This is a genomic window from Devosia sp., assembly GCF_028290435.1.
GTDB lineage: Bacteria > Pseudomonadota > Alphaproteobacteria > Rhizobiales > Devosiaceae > Devosia.
Genome location: NZ_JAQGJV010000074.1, coordinates 78,729 through 96,248 on the forward strand (window position 1 = coordinate 78,729; position 17,520 = coordinate 96,248).

22 protein-coding genes are annotated in these 17,520 nt (G+C 63.4%); 11 read left to right on the forward strand and 11 right to left on the reverse strand.

Annotation, left to right across the window (positions count from 1 at the left end; all coding sequences use genetic code 11):
• Window positions 1-54 precede the first annotated feature (54 nt).
• From JWP26_RS15695 to JWP26_RS15705, 3 genes are all read right to left on the reverse strand, one after another.
• Window positions 55-333, reverse strand: coding sequence for a hypothetical protein (locus JWP26_RS15695; RefSeq protein WP_299729694.1), 279 nt, complete (start codon window positions 331-333; stop codon window positions 55-57).
• A gap of 95 nt (window positions 334-428) precedes the next feature.
• Entirely contained in the window at window positions 429-794 is a 366-nt protein-coding gene (locus JWP26_RS15700) for a TIGR02301 family protein (protein ID WP_299729697.1), read from the reverse strand.
• 34 nt (window positions 795-828) lie between these two features.
• Window positions 829-1,227 carry an NUDIX domain-containing protein gene (locus tag JWP26_RS15705; protein WP_299729700.1) on the reverse strand — a complete coding sequence of 133 codons (399 nt, stop codon included), beginning with the start codon at window positions 1,225-1,227 and terminating at the stop codon, window positions 829-831.
• Window positions 1,228-1,294: 67 nt separating this feature from the next.
• On the opposite strand from JWP26_RS15705, the gene JWP26_RS15710 reads away from it, so the two are divergent.
• Together JWP26_RS15710 and JWP26_RS15715 are read left to right on the forward strand one after the other, a co-directional pair.
• Window positions 1,295-2,026, forward strand: coding sequence for an SOS response-associated peptidase (locus tag JWP26_RS15710; protein ID WP_299729702.1), 732 nt, complete (start codon window positions 1,295-1,297; stop codon window positions 2,024-2,026).
• A gap of 78 nt (window positions 2,027-2,104) precedes the next feature.
• Entirely contained in the window at window positions 2,105-3,001 is an 897-nt protein-coding gene (locus JWP26_RS15715; RefSeq protein WP_299729704.1) for a DMT family transporter, read from the forward strand.
• Between the two features lie 10 nt (window positions 3,002-3,011).
• Here the strand turns inward: JWP26_RS15715 and JWP26_RS15720 are convergent, their stop codons facing one another.
• Window positions 3,012-3,572 (reverse strand): hemerythrin domain-containing protein, encoded by a 561-nt coding sequence (locus JWP26_RS15720; protein WP_299729707.1) that lies wholly within the window; start codon window positions 3,570-3,572, stop codon window positions 3,012-3,014.
• 85 nt (window positions 3,573-3,657) lie between these two features.
• Window positions 3,658-5,070 (reverse strand): FAD-binding oxidoreductase, encoded by a 1,413-nt coding sequence (locus JWP26_RS15725; RefSeq protein ID WP_299729710.1) that lies wholly within the window; start codon window positions 5,068-5,070, stop codon window positions 3,658-3,660.
• A gap of 198 nt (window positions 5,071-5,268) precedes the next feature.
• On the opposite strand from JWP26_RS15725, the gene JWP26_RS15730 reads away from it, so the two are divergent.
• From JWP26_RS15730 to aroC, 4 genes are read left to right on the forward strand one after another with little or no spacing between them, the layout of a single operon-like run.
• Window positions 5,269-5,889 (forward strand): histidine phosphatase family protein, encoded by a 621-nt coding sequence (locus JWP26_RS15730; protein WP_299729713.1) that lies wholly within the window; start codon window positions 5,269-5,271, stop codon window positions 5,887-5,889.
• A gap of 60 nt (window positions 5,890-5,949) precedes the next feature.
• Window positions 5,950-6,204, forward strand: coding sequence for an antitoxin (locus JWP26_RS15735; RefSeq protein WP_299729716.1), 255 nt, complete (start codon window positions 5,950-5,952; stop codon window positions 6,202-6,204).
• Window positions 6,161-6,601, forward strand: coding sequence for a PIN domain-containing protein (locus JWP26_RS15740; protein WP_299729719.1), 441 nt, complete (start codon window positions 6,161-6,163; stop codon window positions 6,599-6,601). The genes JWP26_RS15735 and JWP26_RS15740 overlap by 44 nt, the downstream gene beginning before the upstream one ends.
• A 48-nt stretch (window positions 6,602-6,649) precedes the next feature.
• On the forward strand, window positions 6,650-7,765 hold the full coding sequence (gene aroC, locus JWP26_RS15745) for a chorismate synthase (RefSeq protein ID WP_299729723.1): 1,116 nt from the start codon (window positions 6,650-6,652) through the stop codon (window positions 7,763-7,765).
• Here aroC and JWP26_RS15750 read toward each other — a convergent pair.
• Genes JWP26_RS15750 through JWP26_RS15765 form a run of 4 tightly spaced genes read right to left on the reverse strand, consistent with a single transcriptional unit; the run spans window position 7,762 to window position 10,319 of the window.
• Window positions 7,762-8,499 (reverse strand): TlyA family RNA methyltransferase, encoded by a 738-nt coding sequence (locus JWP26_RS15750; protein ID WP_299729725.1) that lies wholly within the window; start codon window positions 8,497-8,499, stop codon window positions 7,762-7,764. The two genes, aroC and JWP26_RS15750, sit on opposite strands and share 4 nt — an antisense overlap.
• Entirely contained in the window at window positions 8,496-9,098 is a 603-nt protein-coding gene (locus JWP26_RS15755) for an SCO family protein (protein ID WP_299729728.1), read from the reverse strand. Before JWP26_RS15755 ends, JWP26_RS15750 begins: the two co-directional genes overlap by 4 nt.
• 17 nt (window positions 9,099-9,115) lie before the next feature.
• Window positions 9,116-9,361: an exodeoxyribonuclease VII small subunit gene (locus JWP26_RS15760; protein WP_299729731.1), complete on the reverse strand. Its 246-nt coding sequence runs from the start codon at window positions 9,359-9,361 to the stop codon at window positions 9,116-9,118.
• A gap of 10 nt (window positions 9,362-9,371) precedes the next feature.
• Window positions 9,372-10,319: a histone deacetylase family protein gene (locus JWP26_RS15765; protein WP_299729733.1), complete on the reverse strand. Its 948-nt coding sequence runs from the start codon at window positions 10,317-10,319 to the stop codon at window positions 9,372-9,374.
• Between the two features lie 66 nt (window positions 10,320-10,385).
• Here JWP26_RS15765 and JWP26_RS15770 point away from each other — a divergent pair, with 66 nt between their 5' ends.
• The gene (locus JWP26_RS15770) at window positions 10,386-11,312 is read left to right on the forward strand and encodes an L-threonylcarbamoyladenylate synthase (protein ID WP_299730342.1); all 927 of its coding nucleotides are present in this window, start codon (window positions 10,386-10,388) and stop codon (window positions 11,310-11,312) included.
• Between the two features lie 137 nt (window positions 11,313-11,449).
• Here JWP26_RS15770 and JWP26_RS15775 read toward each other — a convergent pair whose 3' ends face one another.
• A complete protein-coding gene (locus tag JWP26_RS15775; protein WP_299729736.1) occupies window positions 11,450-12,388 on the reverse strand; it encodes a DnaJ C-terminal domain-containing protein in 939 nt (312 codons plus the stop codon).
• Between the two features lie 96 nt (window positions 12,389-12,484).
• Between JWP26_RS15775 and pdxH the strand changes: the two genes are divergently transcribed.
• The 4 genes from pdxH (at window position 12,485) to JWP26_RS15795 (ending at window position 16,540) form a co-directional block, all read left to right on the forward strand.
• Window positions 12,485-13,114 (forward strand): pyridoxamine 5'-phosphate oxidase, encoded by a 630-nt coding sequence (pdxH, locus tag JWP26_RS15780; protein ID WP_299729739.1) that lies wholly within the window; start codon window positions 12,485-12,487, stop codon window positions 13,112-13,114.
• 75 nt (window positions 13,115-13,189) lie between these two features.
• Window positions 13,190-14,404, forward strand: a complete 1,215-nt coding sequence (locus tag JWP26_RS15785) for a DUF898 family protein (protein ID WP_299729741.1) — start codon at window positions 13,190-13,192, stop codon at window positions 14,402-14,404.
• Window positions 14,404-15,558 (forward strand): M48 family metallopeptidase, encoded by a 1,155-nt coding sequence (locus JWP26_RS15790; protein WP_299729743.1) that lies wholly within the window; start codon window positions 14,404-14,406, stop codon window positions 15,556-15,558. The genes JWP26_RS15785 and JWP26_RS15790 overlap by 1 nt, the downstream gene beginning before the upstream one ends.
• An 85-nt stretch (window positions 15,559-15,643) precedes the next feature.
• Window positions 15,644-16,540 (forward strand): DUF1499 domain-containing protein, encoded by an 897-nt coding sequence (locus JWP26_RS15795; RefSeq protein WP_299729745.1) that lies wholly within the window; start codon window positions 15,644-15,646, stop codon window positions 16,538-16,540.
• Window positions 16,541-16,552: 12 nt separating this feature from the next.
• Here JWP26_RS15795 and JWP26_RS15800 read toward each other — a convergent pair whose 3' ends face one another.
• Window positions 16,553-17,470, reverse strand: a complete 918-nt coding sequence (locus JWP26_RS15800; RefSeq protein WP_299729748.1) for an MBL fold metallo-hydrolase — start codon at window positions 17,468-17,470, stop codon at window positions 16,553-16,555.
• Between the last annotated feature and the right edge of the window lie 50 nt (window positions 17,471-17,520).

Genomic DNA, 17,520 nt, shown 5'->3' on the forward strand with positions numbered 1-17,520 from the left:
AGGTCCGTGGCCGTGTGAACGCTGGGTGCCGCGGGCGCGGCATGAGGCCGGCCGCTATTGCAGCACGCGGTCCAGATTGTATTCGCCGGTGCGGATGCGCTCGGGGAGCATTTTTACCAGCTCGGCGGTGGCGTCGTCGCCATGCAGCTTGACGAAGGTCGCCAGCGCCGCGAACAGCGAGGCATGCGCCAGGGCGACACTGTCCACCCCGTCGTCCTCGGCGCTGTTCCAGGCCTCGGCCAGGTATTCGAGCGCCAACTGCCGCTCGCCATGGTCGTGGTCCACCGTGCCGATGTCGTCGGCTTCTGGAAATGGGGTCTTGCTGATTGACATAAAGGTTGGGTTAGCATGGGTCTGGCGAGCCGGCGTGCAGGAAGTAACCCGAAGGTTAACGCTGGCCTAGGAATTAGACTTAACGGGGAAAAAGGCTATTCGGCAAAGCGCGTATGGATATCGCGTGCCACCTGCTCGGCTTCGGTGAGGAGCCGCGTTAGCGCTTCCTTGGCGGCGGGGGTGCAGGCGTGGTGAAACCGCGCGAAGGCCGTATAGCCGCCGTTGAACGCCCCGGCCAAGCGTTGCCGGCGGTCCTCTTCGGGCTCATCGAGATTGATGAGATCTTCCATCTGGGCCCGCCAATCGGTGGTGCCGGCGTCGCAGAGCGGCTGCAGGAAATAGAGGCTGCCCATGATCTCGGCTAGCCGCTCCATCTGCGGCTGATAGAGCGGATCGATGGCCCAGGCCGAGGGGCTGGTCAGCAGTATTGCTGCCGTCACGAACGTTCTGAAAAGCTTCAATTGTGCATCCGCATGCTGGCTTGCTTCGTCTCTATCAGTTTCGCTCGAACAGCGCGAACGCCTTGGCGAGCACAAGATCGAGACGGGACGTGGTACGCAGGCCGCCGATCTGGTCGGGACTGATCCATTGAACGCCGGCGATCTCGTGCGATGGGACAATGTCGCCGGCAAAGCTCTGCGTGGCGAACACGGCCAGTTGGAAAACCTTGTCCGCCCCCAGCGCCTGAACCATGACCGGGCGCAGCTCAGTGATGCTCAATCCCAGTTCTTCCTTGATCTCGCGGGCGGCGCATTGCTCGATGGTTTCGCCCGGCTCGATCCGCCCGCCCGGTAGGGTCCACAAATGCTGGTAGGGCGCATAGGCGCGCTTGATCAGTAGCACCTTTTGCTTGTGGATAAGGGCGACGCTGGCCGCATTGGCTGGACTGCTCATCACCGCTCCATTTGCGATTCTGCTGGCTCGGCACTACCTGTAACCCAGGCGTAAGGAGACCCCAAGCATGTGCGGACGCTACGCATCCACCCTGCCGCCCGAAATGATGCAGGAACTGTTCAAGACGCTGAACAGCATCGAGATGATCCCGCGCTTCAATATTGCGCCGACGCAACCGGTTGCCGCCATCTGGGAAGAATCCAAGCGCCGTGAGGCCCATTTCGCCCGCTGGGGGCTGGTGCCGCGATGGGTCAAGGATCCGCGCGAGTTTCCGCTGCTGATCAATGCGCGGGTCGAGACCATGGCCGAAAAGCCGGCCTTCCGCGACGCCCTCAAGCATGGCCGCTGCATCATCCCCGCCAGTGGCTATTACGAATGGCGCACCAATCCCGACAAGTCCAAGCAGCCGTTTTACATCACCCATGAGGACGGTCGTCCGATGGCCCTTGCCGGGCTTTATGCCACCTGGTCCGGTCCCGAGGGGGAGGAAGTCGATACGGTGGCGACCATCACCGTGCCGGCCAATGGGCAGCTCTCTGCTATTCACGACCGGATGCCGGCGATTCTTGAGGGCGACGCCATCGAGCAATGGCTGGATGTGCGCGGCACCGATGCCAAGAGCGCCTATCAGTTGGCGCTGCCGCTGGCCGTTGGGGCGCTGAAATTCCACCCGGTTTCGAGCCGCGTCAACTCGGCGCGCATGGACGATCCTGGGCTGATCGAGCCGGTCAGCGACGTTCGGCCTGAACCGGTCATCAAGAAGAAAGCCGGTGGGAGCGCGCAGATGGATTTGTTCTAGCCGCCCGTCGCATCTTCATGCAGTCGTGCTAGACAGTGTGGCCATATCGACCCCTCCAGCCTGCTTGCGAGTTTCCCCGTGTCCGCCCCAATTCGCCGTGCCGATACCGCCTCCCTCAAGGGCATGGCTCTGGGATTCCTCGCCTATTCGCTGTTCGCCGTGCATGACGCCGTGGTCAAGGGCATCATCATGGAACTGCCCGTGGTGCAGATCCTGTTCCTGCGCAGCCTTGTTATCGTCGTGATCACGCTCTCCATCGGACGGGCCGGCGTGCTAACCGGCCTGCGCCTGTCGCCCAACAAGCACATGATGCTTTATCGCGCGGCGCTGACGCTGGCGGCCTGGTGCATGTACTATTCCACCGGCCGCTACCTTCAATTGGCCGAGATGACGACGCTGTATTATTTCGCGCCGGTCTTCACCATCGTGCTGGCCGTAATCTTCCTCGGCGAGCGGCTGACCCTGGCGCGCGTCGGCGCCGCCGCCATCGGCTTTTTCGGCGTCATCGTCGCCTGCAATCCGGTCGGCATGAGCCTGGGCTGGCCGTCGCTGATGGTACTCGCCGCAGCATTCTGCTGGTCCGTGGCGATGATCCTGATGCGCACCATCTCCAAAAGCGAAGGCACGCTGGTGCAGACCCTGGCGATCAACCTCTGCTATGTGGCGGTGATGGGCGCGGCCTCGATCTTCTTTTGGCAACCCATGGATGCCCGCTCCATCGCCTTCGTCATCGTCGCTGGCCTCATCGGTGGCGTGGCGCAATATGCGCTCGTGGATGCCGCGCGGCTTGTCCCGGCCGGAGTGCTGGGAACCGTCGAATATTCGGCGCTGATCTGGGCCTTTGTGTTTGGCTACCTGTTCTGGGCGGAGGTGCCGTCCACCTCGGTCTATCTCGGCGCGGCCCTGATCACGACGGCGGGGCTACTGGTCGCCTGGAACGAGCGCCGGCGGGCACCCGTCCTCGAAATGCCATAGGCTGGTCGGCTCAAACGCCGATTCCGAAATAGCCCAGCGCGTCGCCGATCTCTGCTTCCTCGTAGCCGAGATGCGACAGCAGCACCCGACCGAGCGCGTCATAGACTTCCTTGGCGTCCTCGAACCGCGAGGTGCTGGGTTCGCGCGCCAGCGCGTTCAGCGCATCGATCTGCCGCACCAGCAGTTCATGCACCACCACATGCTCCGCCTGCAGCCGCTCCGCGACCTTGCGGAACGCCTCGCTCTGTTTGCTCAGCTCCGGAAAGATCGCGTAATCCTCGATCGAATGGTGCGTATTGACGATCTGGCAATGCCGCCCGCACAGATTGCCGAAGCGCCGGTAATTGCTGATGATCTCCAGGTCCGCCGTCTGCGCCGCAACCTCCTCGACCGAAACCGCTCCAACTGAGGCCCGCTCGATCAACGCGCCAATGGCGTGCATGTTCTCGCGCAGGTGGTCGTGGATCATCTTGAGGTGCTCCCCCGGCGCGCGCTGCGCCGGCGTTAGCCCCTCGAGCTTGGGCGCCTTGGGGCGCGTGGCATCATCGAGAAATTGGATATCGAGCAGCATTGGGTCTCCGAAACGGGAAAATGATCTGTTTGCTCGAAATGGGACCAGCGCCGGATGCGATCAAGTAGGTACATTTTGGTGACGATCACCCCAGCATCTTGCCGGGGTTCAAAATCCCCTTCGGATCGAGCGCGGTCTTGATCGCGCGCATCATCTCCAGCGCCACCGGGTCCTTTACCCGCTTGAGCAGGTCCACCTTGAGCTGGCCGATGCCATGTTCGGCCGAGAACGAGCCGCCCAGCTTCAGAACGATCTCGTAGATTGCCTCATGCACGGCGTCGTCCTGCGCCATCACCCATTTCGGATCGGCGCCAATCGGTTGGCTGAAGTTGAAGTGGATATTGCCGTCGCCCATATGGCCGAATGGCACCGGGCGAATGCCAGGCATGACCCGCTCCGCCGCCGCCGACCCTTCGGCGATCAGTTGTGGGATGGCGGCGATCGGCACCGACACGTCGTGCTTGATCGAGGCGCCCTCGCGCGATTGCACCTCGCTCATCTGCTCGCGGAAGGCCCACATATTGGTGCGGTCGGCGGCCGATTGCGCCATGGCCGCCGTTTCCAGAAGGCCCAGGTCCAGTCCTGCTTCAAGCGCTGCCTCCAGCGCACCCGGCTCGGTGCCCTTCATCCGCGACAGTTCAACCAGCGCATACCAAGGAGAGGGGCCGGCCGTTGGGTCGCGCGTCAGCATGCCGTGCCGCAACTGGAATTCTAGCCCGATCTGCGGGATCAGTTCGAACGCATTGAGGCGCGAGCCGGCCCGTGCCCGCAGCAGTTGAAACAGCTCCAGCGCCATCTCCGGCGACGCCACGCTGACCAAAGCCGTCTCGTGATCCTCCGGCTGCGGGAAGATTTTCAGCGTCGCTGCGGTGATGATGCCCAACGTCCCCTCTGCACCGACCAGCAGGTCTTTGAGGTCGTAACCCGTATTGTCCTTCTTGAGCGAATTGAGCCCACGATAGAGCCGGCCATCCGCCAGTACGGCCTCGACTCCCATGCACAATTCCCGTGCATTGCCGAACGCTAGTACGTTCACGCCGCCGGCATTGGACGACAGCACGCCGCCAATCCGCGCCGACCCCTGCGAGGCGAGCCATAGCGGGAACATCGCGCCCTCGGCCTCGGCGGCCTTATGCGCGTTTTCGAGAATGACCCCGGCTTCAGCCGTCATCGTCCCCGCCGCCGTGTCGATATTCCGCACCTTGTCCAGCCGCTGCAGGCTGACGATCACCTCGTCGCCGCGCAGGGGCACCTGCGCGCCCACCAGCCCGGTATTGCCGCCCTGCGGAATGAGTCCGACGCCCTGCGCATCGGCCCAGCGCACCACGGCCTGCACCTGCGCCACGTCCGCTGGCCGCACGATGGCGGCGGCCGGCGTGTGGAAGCGTTTGCGTGGTTCGTTGAGGTATGGCGCCATGTCATTCTGGTCGGCGATGACGGCGGCCGGCCCCAGCAGGCGGCTCAGCTCGGCGGCAATTTCGGCGGTGCTCAGGGCCATGAAATACCTAAATTCTTGCAATGGTTTCGCAGGGCAGCGAACTTGCCGGTGAGGGCACCCTGTGCCACAACCGATATGTTGGCTCCAACGTCGTTAGCATGAAATTGCTCGACAATGTCGAGCCCCAGGCGGGCGAATAGTCGCTCGTTTGTAACTATGTTGCGGCAGGCGGGCGCGCGCCTGCAAGAGAGATCGAACATGACCGCCTTGATCTGGCCAGAGATCTATTTCGTCCGCCATGGGGAAACCCCTTGGAACGCCGAGCGCCGCTATCAGGGGCGCAAGGATATCCCGCTCAACGAAAAAGGGCAGGGGCAGGCCGACCAGAACGGTCTGGCGCTCGCCGCCCTGTTGGCCGCGCGTGGCCTCGATCCCATGGCATTCGAGTGGCACGCTTCGCCCCTCAACCGTACCCGCGACACCATGGACCGCGTCCGCGCCGGCTTCACCACGCCGCTGCCGCCAGTCAAGTACGATGTTCGCCTGATGGAGATTTCCTTCGGTGTGCTCGAGGGCATGCTGTTTGAGGAGCTACCCGCCAACATGGCCCACGCCCCCGGCCTGCGCACCGAGTCGTATTGGGAATACCGTCCGGAAAATGGCGAAAACTACCGCGACGTCGAGGCGCGCATGGAACAGTTCGCCCACACCATGTCGGGCCCCTCCATCGTCGTCGCCCATGGCGGCATCGCCCGCACCCTGCGCGTCCTCATCGAGCGCGCTCCCATCCTCGAAGTCATCAACTGGGCCCCTCCGCAGGATGCCATCATGCATTTTACGCCGGGCAAGATGGAACTGCTAAGGGCGGGCGATATCTAGACTTCCTGTCCGGCCACATGTTCAGGCATATGTTAAGGCATATGCCTGATGGAGGCGCCCGTGAACGAGATCAAAACTGCAAGCCTGTTCCGCAATGGCCGCAACCAGGCTGTGCGCATTCCTGTAGAGTTCGAGTTGCCGGGAAAAGAGGTGACGATCATCAAGGACGGTAATCGCCTTATCATCGAGCCGAGCACCACGACCAAAGACGAACCAAGCTCCTGGGCCGAGTTTTTCGATAGTCTCGATCCGGTCGATGTGGACTTCCCAAATGTGGACGAAGGACTTCTGCCACTTGACGATATCGAGCTGTGACCGCCTATGCGGCGATGCTCGACACAAATATCATCTCTCACGCGCTCCGAGTGGCGGCGCCGCTGGCCGCTTCCGCGAATTTCCTAAGGGCGGGTTGTGCGTTTCCCTAGTTGTTGCGGCGGAACTGCGTTTTGGCGTCGACAAGTTGGGATCCGACCGCCTCAGAACTCAGGTAAATATAGCATCACGACTGTTCGACGTCCTCCCGCTGTCCCTTGATGTCATCGAACACTACTGCTCCACGCGGTTGGCTCTAGAACGGGCCGGAACGCCGATTGGCGCCAATGACCTTTTCATTGCCGCTCACGCTCTCGCGCTCGGCCTGCCGCTCATCATCGACAACATCCGCGAGTTCTCACGCGTTCCAAATTTGCGCGTTGAAAACTGGCTCGATTGACCTTCCCGCCACTCGCTCCTAAAAAGCCCGCACGCAAAGGGCCACACTATGTCTTTCAATACCTTCGGACAGCTTTTCCGCTTCACCACCTGGGGTGAAAGCCATGGTCCCGCGCTCGGCGTGGTCGTCGATGGCTGCCCGCCCGGTATTGCGCTGACCGCTGAAATGATCCAGCGGGATCTTGACCGCCGCAAGCCCGGCCAATCCAAATACACCACGCAGCGCCGCGAAGACGATGCCGTGCGCATCCTGTCCGGCGTGTTCGAGGACGAGCGCACCGACGGGTCGCGCACCACCGGCACGCCCATTTCGCTGATGATCGACAATACCGACCAGCGCTCCAAGGACTATGCCGAAATCCGCGACAAATACCGTCCGGGCCACGCCGACTACACTTATGACCAGAAATACGGCATTCGCGATTATCGTGGCGGTGGCCGCACATCGGCGCGTGAGACTGCAGCCCGAGTCGCGGCCGGCGCCGTGGCCCGCGCGGTGCTGGCGGGTATCACTATTCGCGCCAGCCTGGTCCAGATCGGCCCGCACAAGATCGATTATGCCAATTTCGATTGGGATCAGGTCGACCAGAATCCGTTCTTCTGCGCCGACGCCACGGCGGCTGCAATGTGGGCCGATTATCTTGATGGCATCCGCAAATCGGGCAATTCCGTCGGTGCCGTCATCGAGGTTGTGGCCGAAAACGTGCCCGCCGGCTGGGGCGCGCCGATCTATGGCAAACTGAGTGCGGACCTGGCCTCCGCCATGATGAGCATCAATGCCGTCAAGGCCGTCGAAATCGGCGCGGGTTTCGAAGCCGCTAGCCTCACCGGCGTGGACAACGCCGACCAGATGCGCGCGGGCCCGGACCGGCCGTATTTCCTGTCCAACCATGCCGGGGGGATTTTGGGTGGCATTTCCAATGGCGATCCCGTGGTCTGCCGCTTCGCCGTAAAGCCGACGTCATCGATCCTGTCGGAGCGCCAGACCGTGACGACGGCAAACGAGAATACCGACATCATCACCAAGGGTCGGCATGACCCCTGCGTCGGTATCCGTGCGGTGCCGGTGGGTGAGGCGATGATGGCGTGTGTTCTGGCCGATCACTATCTGCGCCATCGTGGGCAGACCGGTCGCGAGGGTGCGGTGGGATTTGAGCGGAACTAGGTCCGCGCGAACACCATTACGGTTTCCTGGTTGCCGTCGCCGCCGGTGATCGGGGAGGCCACCGACATGCGGTGGGCAAAACCCTGCGCGGCCATGAACGCCACGACCTCACCCAGTGCCTCGGCGATTGCCTCGGCGCTGGTCACGATGCCGCCCTTGCCGACGTTCTTGCGGCCGACCTCGAACTGCGGCTTGAACAGGATTACCGCGGAGGCCCCCGGTGCGCAGAGGCCCAATGGCGCGGCCAGCACTTTGGTCACCGATACGAAACTCACGTCCGACACCAGCACTTCGACGGGGTCGGTGATTTGCTCGGCGCTCAAGTCGCGGGCGTTGAAGCCTTCGATGTTGATGACCCTATCGCTGCCGCGCAGGCGTTGGTGCAACTGGTCATGGCCCACGTCGACTGCATAAATCTTGGCAGCGCCGCGCTCCATGAGCACCTGGGTGAAACCGCCGGTAGAGGCGCCGACGTCGAGACAGACCTTGCCGGTCACGTCGATCTCCGCCGCCTCCAGTCCCGCCACCAGCTTCAGCGCGGCACGTGACACATAGTTGGAGGCGGGATCGCTCAGCGCCAGTTTGTCGTCCTTGCCAACCATCTGGTTTTGCTTGACCGCAGTGACATCGTTGATCGTCACGGTGCCGCGCAAAATCGCGTCGCGGGCCCGCGCGCGGCTGGGCACGAGGCCGCGCTGCTCCAGCGCCAGGTCAAGGCGGATGCGTTCGCTCATCCGGCGATCAATCGTTTGATCTTGCCCACGGCGGTGTCGCTGGCTTCGTCATAGGCGACGGTGCTCTGGAAGGTGCCATCGGCGTTGATGAGGTAGACCAGCGCCGTGTGATCGACGAGATAATACGGGTCGCCTGGCTCGCCCTTCTTTTCGGAAAACACGCCGAACGCCTTTTTGACCGCGTCGGTCTGGGCCTGGTCGCCGACCAGTCCGATGATCGAGGGATCGAACCCTTCGACATAGCCCTTGACCTTGTCGAGCGTGTCGCGATCGGGGTCGACGGTGACGAAAATGATGCGCAAATCATCTGCACCGACGCCCAATTGTGCACGCCACGCCGTCGTCTCGGCCAGCGTCGTCGGGCACACGTCGGGGCAGAAGGTGTAGCCGAAGAATACGAGGCTCGGCTTGCCCTTGAGATCGGCCTGCGTGAACTCGCCGCCCTTGGTGGAGGCTAGCTCGAACGCCTGCCCGGTGACGCCCAGCGGACGGGCAGGAGGCTTGAACAGGTAAAGTCCCGTCGCGCCGATGGCGACCAGGACCACAAGGCTCCACAAGACGATGCGGAAATTGCGCAGGGTTTTTGGGTTTTGGCTCATCGATGTCCCGCGACGCCTTAAGCGTCCAGCGGCTCCGTCCCCGTCGCCTTGCCGTCGCGGCTGAGGGTGATCTTCTCGATCCGCGCTTCGGCCGTCCGCAGCAAACCCTCGCAATGGGCCTTCAGGGCTTCGCCGCGTTCATAGATGGCGATCGATTCCGCCAGCGGCGCGCGGCCGCTTTCCAGCTTGCCGACGATTTCCTCAAGCTGGGCCAACGCTGCCTCGAAGCTCAGCGCCTTGATGTCCTCATTGGCCTCAGCCATGGCAAAAATCCTATTCTTCCAGCCGCCCGATGGCGCCGTCCATCAGCATGGCCACGTGGTGCGAAACACCCCCGGCCAGCCCCTTGAGGTCATAGCCACCTTCGAGCAGCGACACAATCCGGTTGCCGCAATGGCGCTCGGCCACGTCCATCAGCTTGCCGGTGAGCCAGCCGTAATCCTGCGCATTCCAGTTGAGCTGGGCCAGGGGATCGCGCTCATGGGCGTCGAAGCCGGCCGATATCAGGATCAGATCGGGTGAAAAGTTAATCAGCGCCGGGAAAATCCGGCCGATATAGGCTTCGCGCATCGCCTGCCCGTCGGTATCGGGATCGAGCGGGGCATTGGTGATATTGCCGACGCCGGTTTCGCTCGGCTTGCCGCTGCCGGGATAAAGCGGCATCTGGTGGCTCGAGGCGTAGAACACGCTGGGATCGCTCTTGAAAATGTCCTGCGTGCCATTGCCGTGGTGCACGTCGAAATCGACGATTGCCACCCGCTCGGCGCCGTACTTGCGCTGCGCCTCACGCGCCACGATGGCGATGGTGTTGACCAGGCAAAACCCCATCGGGCTGTCGAATTCCGCATGATGCCCTGGTGGACGAATGGCGCAGAAGGCGTTGTCCGCCTCGCCCAGCAGCACCGCGTCCAGCGCCGCCAATGCCCCGCCTAAAGCGGTGCTCACCGTGTCCAGCGATGTGGAGGAGATGAAGGTATCGCCATCGATCTGGCCGATGCCCTCGGCCGGACGCGCATCGCGCAGGATGCTCATGTACTTTGTCGAATGCACCAGTTCCGCCAGCGTCAGGTCGCCGGAAGGGGCGGGCCGGCGCAGCAGCGCGTCGAAGCGCGACTTGGCCAGCGCATCGTCGACGGCGCGGATGCGGTCGGCGCGTTCGGGATGACCTGTCGGCGTGACGTGGCCGTCGAAATTGGGCTGGTTGATGAGAAGTGTGGTCACTCTGAAACTCTTCTCGTGGGTTCACTCCGTCTTGACGTGCCGCCGCCCGGTTGTCAAACAGCCCTCATGAGCGCTTTCCTCGATATCGCCGCCGCTGCCGCACTTCTGCGTGAGGGGAAGCTGTGTGCCTTCCCCACCGAAACCGTTTACGGCCTGGGCGCCGACGCCACCAACGCCGATGCGGTTCTGTCGATTTACGAGACCAAGGGCCGCCCCCGGTTTAACCCGTTGATTATCCACGTCGCTGATCTGGCGATGGCCAAGACCCTGGCCGAGTTCCCGCCGCTCGCCGAGCGGTTGGCTGAATTTTGGCCCGGTCCACTGACTTTGGTGCTGCCGGCGAAGCCGGGAAATGGGTTGGCGGATGTTGCTACGGCCGGGCTGGATAGCGTGGCGATCCGGGTTCCGAACCATCCGTTGGCGCTGGAACTGATCCGCGCGGCCGGCCTGCCGTTGGCTGCGCCCTCTGCCAATCCATCCGGGCGGTTGTCGCCGACAACCGCCGAGCAGGTCGTGCTGGGCTTTGAGGGTCGCGTTCCGGTGGTTGATGGTGGGCCGTGCACATCTGGTGTTGAGTCCACCATCATCCGCGTCGATGGCGATCGGTTGATCCAGTTGCGGGCAGGGGCGCTGGCCCGGTCTGACATCGAGGCGACGATCGGCCAGAGCGTGGAGCTTGCGCCCAAGGACAGCGCGATCGCGGCGCCAGGAATGCTGTTGAGCCACTATGCGCCGCGCGCGGCGGTGCGGCTGAATACGGCGCCGCAGGCTGGGGAGGCTTATTTGGCGTTTGGTTCAGAGGCAGGCTTCGCGGGCCCGGTGCGCAATCTCTCGCCAGCCGGCGACCTGCATGAGGCGGCGCGGAACTTGTTCTCGATGCTGCATGAGTTGGATGCGTCGGGGGCGGCGGTGATTGCGGTGGCGCCGGTTCCGATGGAGGGGCTGGGGGAGGCGATCAACGACCGTTTGGAGCGGGCGGCGGCACCACGATAGTGCCACGCCCTCGTGGTTCGAGGCTCGTGAAGAACTCGCACCTCACCATGAGAGCTACTGGAATAGCACAGGCCGAAAAATAGCCCTCATGGTGAGGTGCGCCTCTTGGCGCGTCGAACCACGAGGGCGTGCCACAATCAGTCCCGCACCTTGTACGGCTTGCTCTCGCGCATAAAGCGCATCAGCGCTTCCAAATCCGGATCGCCGCCCGGTGGCAAAACCACCTTGAGGTTCACGTACAAATCGCCGTCACCGTACAGCCCTTTGCCCTTGAGGCGGAGCGCCTTGCCGGTATCGACGCCTGGCGGCAGGTTTAGTTCGACCGAACCGCCCAGCGTCGGGACGCGGATTTTTGTGCCTAGTACGGCTTCGTAGAGCGCCAGGGCCACATCGGTGCGCAAATCGGCGCCGTCGCGGCGGAACTGCTTGGATTTCTGGAATTTCACCGTCACCAACGCGTCGCCGGCCTCGCCAAACGGATTGGGCGTGCCCTGGCCCTTGAGCCGGATCTGCTGGCCTTCCTCGACCTTTTCGGGCAGCTTGACGGACAGCACCTTGCCATTCGGCATCCGCACCGGCACCGAGGCCGCGTTGTTCGCGTCTTCGAGTGACACCGCCGCAGTCACGATCACGTCCTCGCCCTTGCGGCCACTGCCGCCTGGCTGCTGGGCGGCACCCGCAAACGGGTCCCATTGCGCGCCACCGGGGCCCGGACGGGCACCGCCGCCGCGCTGCGTGCCGCCGAAGCCGCTCATGAATTCCTTGAGGATGTCCTCGGCCGAAAACCCGCCCTGCGCCGTGCGCCCGCCGCGTCCCGCGCCTGCGGTGCGCGGATCAAAGCCAGCGAACTTCGGATTGCCGTCCGCATCGATTTCGCCGCGATCGAACTGGCCGCGCTTTTCGACATTGTTCAGCAGGTCGTAGGCATGCGTCGCCTCGGCGAACTTTTCATGCGCCGCGGGGTCTTCGGGATTCTGGTCGGGGTGGTATTTCTTGGCCAGCTTGCGATAGGCGGATTTGATGTCCTTCTCGCTTGCCGAGCGGGTCACCCCCAGCACGGTATATGGATCGCGCATCGTGTCCTGTCGATTGAGTCTTGGCGTTGCTTCGCCATGGTTTCCCGTCCTATATGGCGAGCGTCCCCCGCCTTGTCCAGTTTTACGGCTGTCATCATGCTGCAGACCCTGACCGAACGCCTGTTTGACGATGGCGACCGCACCGATCTCGATCCCTTTGCGCTGTTCGAGGAATGGTTCGCCCTGGCCCAGGAAGCCGAGCCCAATGACCCGCACGCCATGGCGCTCGCCACCGTCGATGCCGATGGCATGCCCGATGCGCGCATGGTGCTGCTCAACCAGCGCGACGCCCGGGGCTTCGCCTTTTTCACCAATTTCGAGAGCGCCAAGGGCGAGCAACTGCATGCCCATCCCAGCGCCGCCATGCTGATGCACTGGAAGTCGCTGCGCCGCCAGGTGCGGGTGCGCGGCCCGGTCGAGGTGGTCACGCCAACTGAGGCCGACGCCTATTTCGCCTCGCGTCACCGGGGCAGCCAGATCGCTTCGTCCGCTTCCGAACAGTCGCGTCCGCTCGATAGCCGGCAGACGCTGATGGATCGCGTTTCGGCTCTTGAGGCGCAGGCCGGCGACGGCCCGATCATCCGCCCGGCCCACTGGTCGGGGTTCCGCATCGTGCCGCTCAGCATCGAGTTCTGGAAGGACGGGCAGTATCGCCTGCATGACCGGGTGCGCTTTACCCGGCAAAGCCCCGATGCGCCCTGGGCAAATACTCGCCTCTATCCCTGATCAAGACATCTTCACCTGTCTTCCAAAAGCCGAAAGCCTCGCATAGACAGTATGCGGGGCAGCTGGGGACGCGTAATGGTCTTGGAGAGTGAGCAGGAACGGCCGGTACAGGTCGTTTTTACCGGCACGCGCCGCGAAATGGCCGGCATTCTATTGCGCGGCTATGCGCTGATGCTGCCCACCATTGGTCTTTATCGCTTCTGGGTGACCAGTTGGAAGCGCCGGTTCTATTGGTCCAATACCGAAATCGATGGCGATCCGCTGGATTACACCGGCCACGCAATGCAATTGCTGATTGGCTTCATGCTGGCGCTGATCGTCTTCGTGCCGATCTATGCGGTGTTCTTTTATCTCTCCACCCAGAGCGGGGAAGTCGCCGTCACCGGCTATGGCATCGTGGCCGTGGTGCTGTGGTTTCTCACCGGCTATGCGGGCTATCGCGCGCGCGATTTCCGCCTTTCGCGCACGCTATGGCGCGGCATTCGCTTCGATCAGGCCGGCAATGCCTTCGGTTATGCCTTCCGCCGCTTCGGCTGGACCATCCTGATGCTGCTCACGCTGGGCATCGTCTATCCGTGGATGAGCAGCAATCTCTGGCGCTATCGCTGGAACAACACCTGGTACGGCGATCGCCAGTTCAATTTCACTGGCCGCGCCCGAGCGCTGCTGGGGCCGTATTACCTGGCCTATGGCGTTGTCGTGGTTGTGGGCAGCGTTGGCGTTCTGACCAGCGCCGGAATGGGCGCTTTCACCCCCGGCGGCCCGAGCGATCCGCTCAGCGTCATCCCCGGCCTCGTGGCCGCTTTGATCTGCGGCGCCTTCGTCCTGATCTACCAATCGCGCGAAATGACCCGCTTCTGGTCGCAGGTGCATCTTGGGACGGCCAATCTGGCGGTCACCATCCGCGCCCGCAGCCTGATCGGCCAATATCTCCTGTTTGGCCTAGCGCTGTTCGTCGCCTATGTCGTGCTCGCCATTGGCGGCGTGGTGGTGTTGTTCACGCTCGCCAACGACGCCTTTGCGGGCGAACAATTCGACATGGCGCTGTTCATGAGCCATTTGCAGGGCAGCGCCGGCGTGCTGATCGCGGTGGTGGTGGGCTACCTGCTGATCCTGGCCGCGTTCAGCTTCATGCACGAACTGTTTATCGGCGTCGGCTTTTGGAAGCTGGTGGCCCGCAACGCCACGATCGGCGACGTCGCGTCCCTGCGCAGCGTGCGCGCCCGCGGCGAAGACAAGACGCTGGCCGGCGAGGGCCTCGCCGATGCGCTCAACGTGGGAGCCTATTGATGAGCGTTCCCGCACGATATCAGGATGGCCTCGTTGCCCAGGTCATCGACGTCTCCCTCGACTACGAAAGCGTCGGCAGCGCTGGTAATCTGCTACTGCGCGATCGGGAGACCAACGCCATCCTGACGCGCTGGGCGGCCGCCGATATCCACCCCGCTTATGGCCGCAAGGGTGAACTCCGCCTCAGTTCGATTACGCAGAATTCGGGTGCCCGCATCATCGTCACCGGCCCGGCCGAAATCGGTCAGGTCCGCGCCATGTTGCCGGACTTGACCACCAAGCAGGCCATGGAATTTTCCAAGCAGGTGCGCATCGGCGTCATCGCGACCGTGGCTTTGGCCACCGTGATCCTGGCCTATCTCTATGGCGTGCCCTTGCTGGCTGCGCGGGTGGTTAATTACGTGCCGCCCGATTGGGAGCGCACCATGGGCGATACGGTCGCGACTCAGATGGAGGCGAGCCTCAAGGAAACCGATAATTTCGCCATCTGCGATCCCGATCCGAACAGCGTCGCCAATGCGGCGATTGCCCGTTTCGGCGCCGCGGCGCTGGGCACCGGCTCGCCCTTCACGCTCGATATCAAGGTGGTGCGCACCGATGTGGCCAATGCCTTCGCGCTGCCGGGCGGGAAGGTCTATTTCTTCTCGGCCCTGCTCGATCGCGCCGAGTCTCCCGATGAGTTCGCGGGAGTGCTGGCCCATGAAATCGGCCATGTGGTGCACCGCCATGCCATGGAAGGGCTGATCTCCAGCGCCGGTACTGGCGCCCTGGTGGGCTTCATCCTCGGCGATATGACCGGCATTTCCATCGCCGCGGGCCTGGGCTCGACCATGATCGACACCCATTTTTCGCGCGAGGCCGAAAGCCAGGCCGACGCCTACGCCGCCGAAGTCGCCAGCCGCATGGATTTCCAGCCCGCCGGCCTTGCCGATCTGCTCAACCGCGTTGCCGAAGACGACGATTTCAGCAAGGCGCTGGCTCTGTTCAGTACCCACCCGCTCACCGAGGATCGCCGCGTGCACCTGCAGGCCCTGACCCACGAAACCCCGGCGGGACTGGAGCCGCCCTTCACCGCCGCCGAATGGACCGCGATCAAGACCATGTGCGGCAGTCCCCTCAAGGCGCCGCCCAGCAAAACCAAGCTGGGCAATTAGCCGTAAGCCCGCTTTCGGCAAATTGATTCAAACTCGCGCAATGGTTTGCCGCTAGTCTGGCTGAGCTTGGGAGATACGGCGACTTTTGCGCATACTGATCAGAACATCGAAATGGGCAATTCTAGCGCGCCGCCTCGGTAGCCTCGCTATTCCCCTGACCGTGATCCCGGTGCTGCTGCATCGCGAGCACCTGATCCCGAGCGACATCTTCCTGATTGCGGCCCTGCTGGCCGCGCTGGTGGCGGTGCTGGCGGTCTGTGTGGCGCTCGTTGCCTTCGTCCGGCTCTGGTTTACCGGGGACAAGGGCTGGGGCCTCACCTTTGCCGGCCTGTTCCTGGGGCTGCTTTGCCTCGTGCCGGTCGCCTACTTGGCCATGCTGGCCACGCGCTACCCGCCGGTCACCGATATCGCCACCACCGATCGTGGCCGCATGCCGCTGGTGCTCGAACCCGACACCACGCTGATGCCGCCGCCCAAGCTGCTGTCGCTGGCGCAAATCGATGCCATCTTCCCCAACGTGCGCACCCGTACCTATCCGCTCGATGCTCAGCAGGCCTATGACATCGTGCTGCGCATGGTCACCGATCGCGGCTGGGACATTCGCCGGCAACAAGCGCCGACCACGCCCACTGGCACTGGCCAGATCAACGCCCGCGTCGTCACCCTGTTCGGCTGGCGCGAGGAGGCGGTCCTGCTGATCACGGGCACTGCCGACGGTGTCAACGTCGATATGCGCTCGGCTTCCATCAATGCGCTGCACGACTTCGGCTCTAACGGCCAGCGCATTGAGGACTTTTTGGTAGCGCTCGATACCGAAATTACCACGCTGCTGCGCGATAACCCCAATGCCGACCAGCCGGTCGAGGCTGACCCGGACGATGGCGCCACGGACGATGCCGTTCCCGTTAGCCAGCCGCCGACACCCAGCCAGCGTCCACCGGCCGCCGTAGACGCACCCAACGAGGTTGTCGATCGAGGCTGATCGCCCCGATCGCTAATCCGCCTTGAGCCGCGCCCCGAATGGACCGTGGCGAACCGTGAGTTCGCCCAAGCCCTCGAGATATTCCACATGGGCCGTCACCGTCATCCGCGCGGCCAGCCGTACCGGCAGGGCGATCTTGGGATAAACCGCCGAAACCACCTTACCCAGCGTATCCGCCCCCGCCGTCACCGCCGCCAGCACCTGCGCGTTGCGCGCCTCGCGATGCGCCTTGAGCGCCTGGGCATAGGTCACGCCATCGGCAATCGGGCCGCCATGCGCCGGCACATAGTGCGTAAATTCCAGCGCGATCACCTTGTCCAGCGACGCCAGGTAGTCGGCCATCGACCCATCCGGCACCGATACCAATGTCGAATTCCAGCCCATGATGTGATCGCCGGTCAGCAGCGTCGGCGTTCCCACCAGCCCAAACGCCAGATGATTGGCGCAATGCCCCGGCGTCGTGTGCACGCTGAGGTGCACTCCACCGACCTCGATCACCTCGCCATCGGCTAGCTTCCGGTCCGGCACCAGGTCCCAGTCGCATGAATTCTGGATCGGATTGCGCTCGAAGCGCCGCAGTGGCCGCGACAGCCGGTGCCGCCCCTCGAGCCACAGCGGCACGCGCCATGTGTCGGCCAGCCGCCGCGCCGAGGCGCTGTGGTCGCGATGGGTATGGCTGAGGATGATCGCCTCGATCCGCCGCCCCGCCACCGCGCGCTCAAGTGCCGCTTGATGTCCCGCACTGTCCGGACCGGGATCGATCACCGCGACGCTGTCATGGCCGACAATAAAGCTGTTGGTCCCCGTGAACGTATAAGCGCTGGCATTGGGCGCCGTAACCCGCACCAGGCCGGACACCACCGGAACGGCCTCCCCAGTGTGCGCGTCGAAGTCCGTATTGAAGATCAGGGCCTGGGCAGGGGATGCCATTGCGCGAAATATTCCAAGCGATTATGAAGTTCTGGTTCTGAATCGAGATG

Excerpts from the sequence above, each read along its gene's own strand:
- JWP26_RS15695 (WP_299729694.1), bottom strand. The coding sequence starts at position 333 with ATGTCAATCAGCAAGACCCCATTTCCAGAAGCCGACGACATCGGCACG.
- JWP26_RS15705 (WP_299729700.1), bottom strand. The coding sequence starts at position 1,227 with ATGAGCAGTCCAGCCAATGCGGCCAGCGTCGCCCTTATCCACAAGCAA.
- JWP26_RS15710 (WP_299729702.1), top strand. The coding sequence starts at position 1,295 with ATGTGCGGACGCTACGCATCCACCCTGCCGCCCGAAATGATGCAGGAA.
- JWP26_RS15720 (WP_299729707.1), bottom strand. The coding sequence starts at position 3,572 with ATGCTGCTCGATATCCAATTTCTCGATGATGCCACGCGCCCCAAGGCG.
- JWP26_RS15725 (WP_299729710.1), bottom strand. The coding sequence starts at position 5,070 with ATGGCCCTGAGCACCGCCGAAATTGCCGCCGAGCTGAGCCGCCTGCTG.
- JWP26_RS15730 (WP_299729713.1), top strand. The coding sequence starts at position 5,269 with ATGACCGCCTTGATCTGGCCAGAGATCTATTTCGTCCGCCATGGGGAA.
- JWP26_RS15740 (WP_299729719.1), top strand. The coding sequence starts at position 6,161 with ATGTGGACGAAGGACTTCTGCCACTTGACGATATCGAGCTGTGACCGC.
- aroC (WP_299729723.1), top strand. The coding sequence starts at position 6,650 with ATGTCTTTCAATACCTTCGGACAGCTTTTCCGCTTCACCACCTGGGGT.
- JWP26_RS15750 (WP_299729725.1), bottom strand. The coding sequence starts at position 8,499 with ATGAGCGAACGCATCCGCCTTGACCTGGCGCTGGAGCAGCGCGGCCTC.
- JWP26_RS15755 (WP_299729728.1), bottom strand. The coding sequence starts at position 9,098 with ATGAGCCAAAACCCAAAAACCCTGCGCAATTTCCGCATCGTCTTGTGG.
- JWP26_RS15760 (WP_299729731.1), bottom strand. The coding sequence starts at position 9,361 with ATGGCTGAGGCCAATGAGGACATCAAGGCGCTGAGCTTCGAGGCAGCG.
- JWP26_RS15770 (WP_299730342.1), top strand. The coding sequence starts at position 10,386 with ATGAGCGCTTTCCTCGATATCGCCGCCGCTGCCGCACTTCTGCGTGAG.
- JWP26_RS15775 (WP_299729736.1), bottom strand. The coding sequence starts at position 12,388 with ATGCGCGATCCATATACCGTGCTGGGGGTGACCCGCTCGGCAAGCGAG.
- pdxH (WP_299729739.1), top strand. The coding sequence starts at position 12,485 with ATGCTGCAGACCCTGACCGAACGCCTGTTTGACGATGGCGACCGCACC.
- JWP26_RS15785 (WP_299729741.1), top strand. The coding sequence starts at position 13,190 with ATGGTCTTGGAGAGTGAGCAGGAACGGCCGGTACAGGTCGTTTTTACC.
- JWP26_RS15790 (WP_299729743.1), top strand. The coding sequence starts at position 14,404 with ATGAGCGTTCCCGCACGATATCAGGATGGCCTCGTTGCCCAGGTCATC.
- JWP26_RS15800 (WP_299729748.1), bottom strand. The coding sequence starts at position 17,470 with ATGGCATCCCCTGCCCAGGCCCTGATCTTCAATACGGACTTCGACGCG.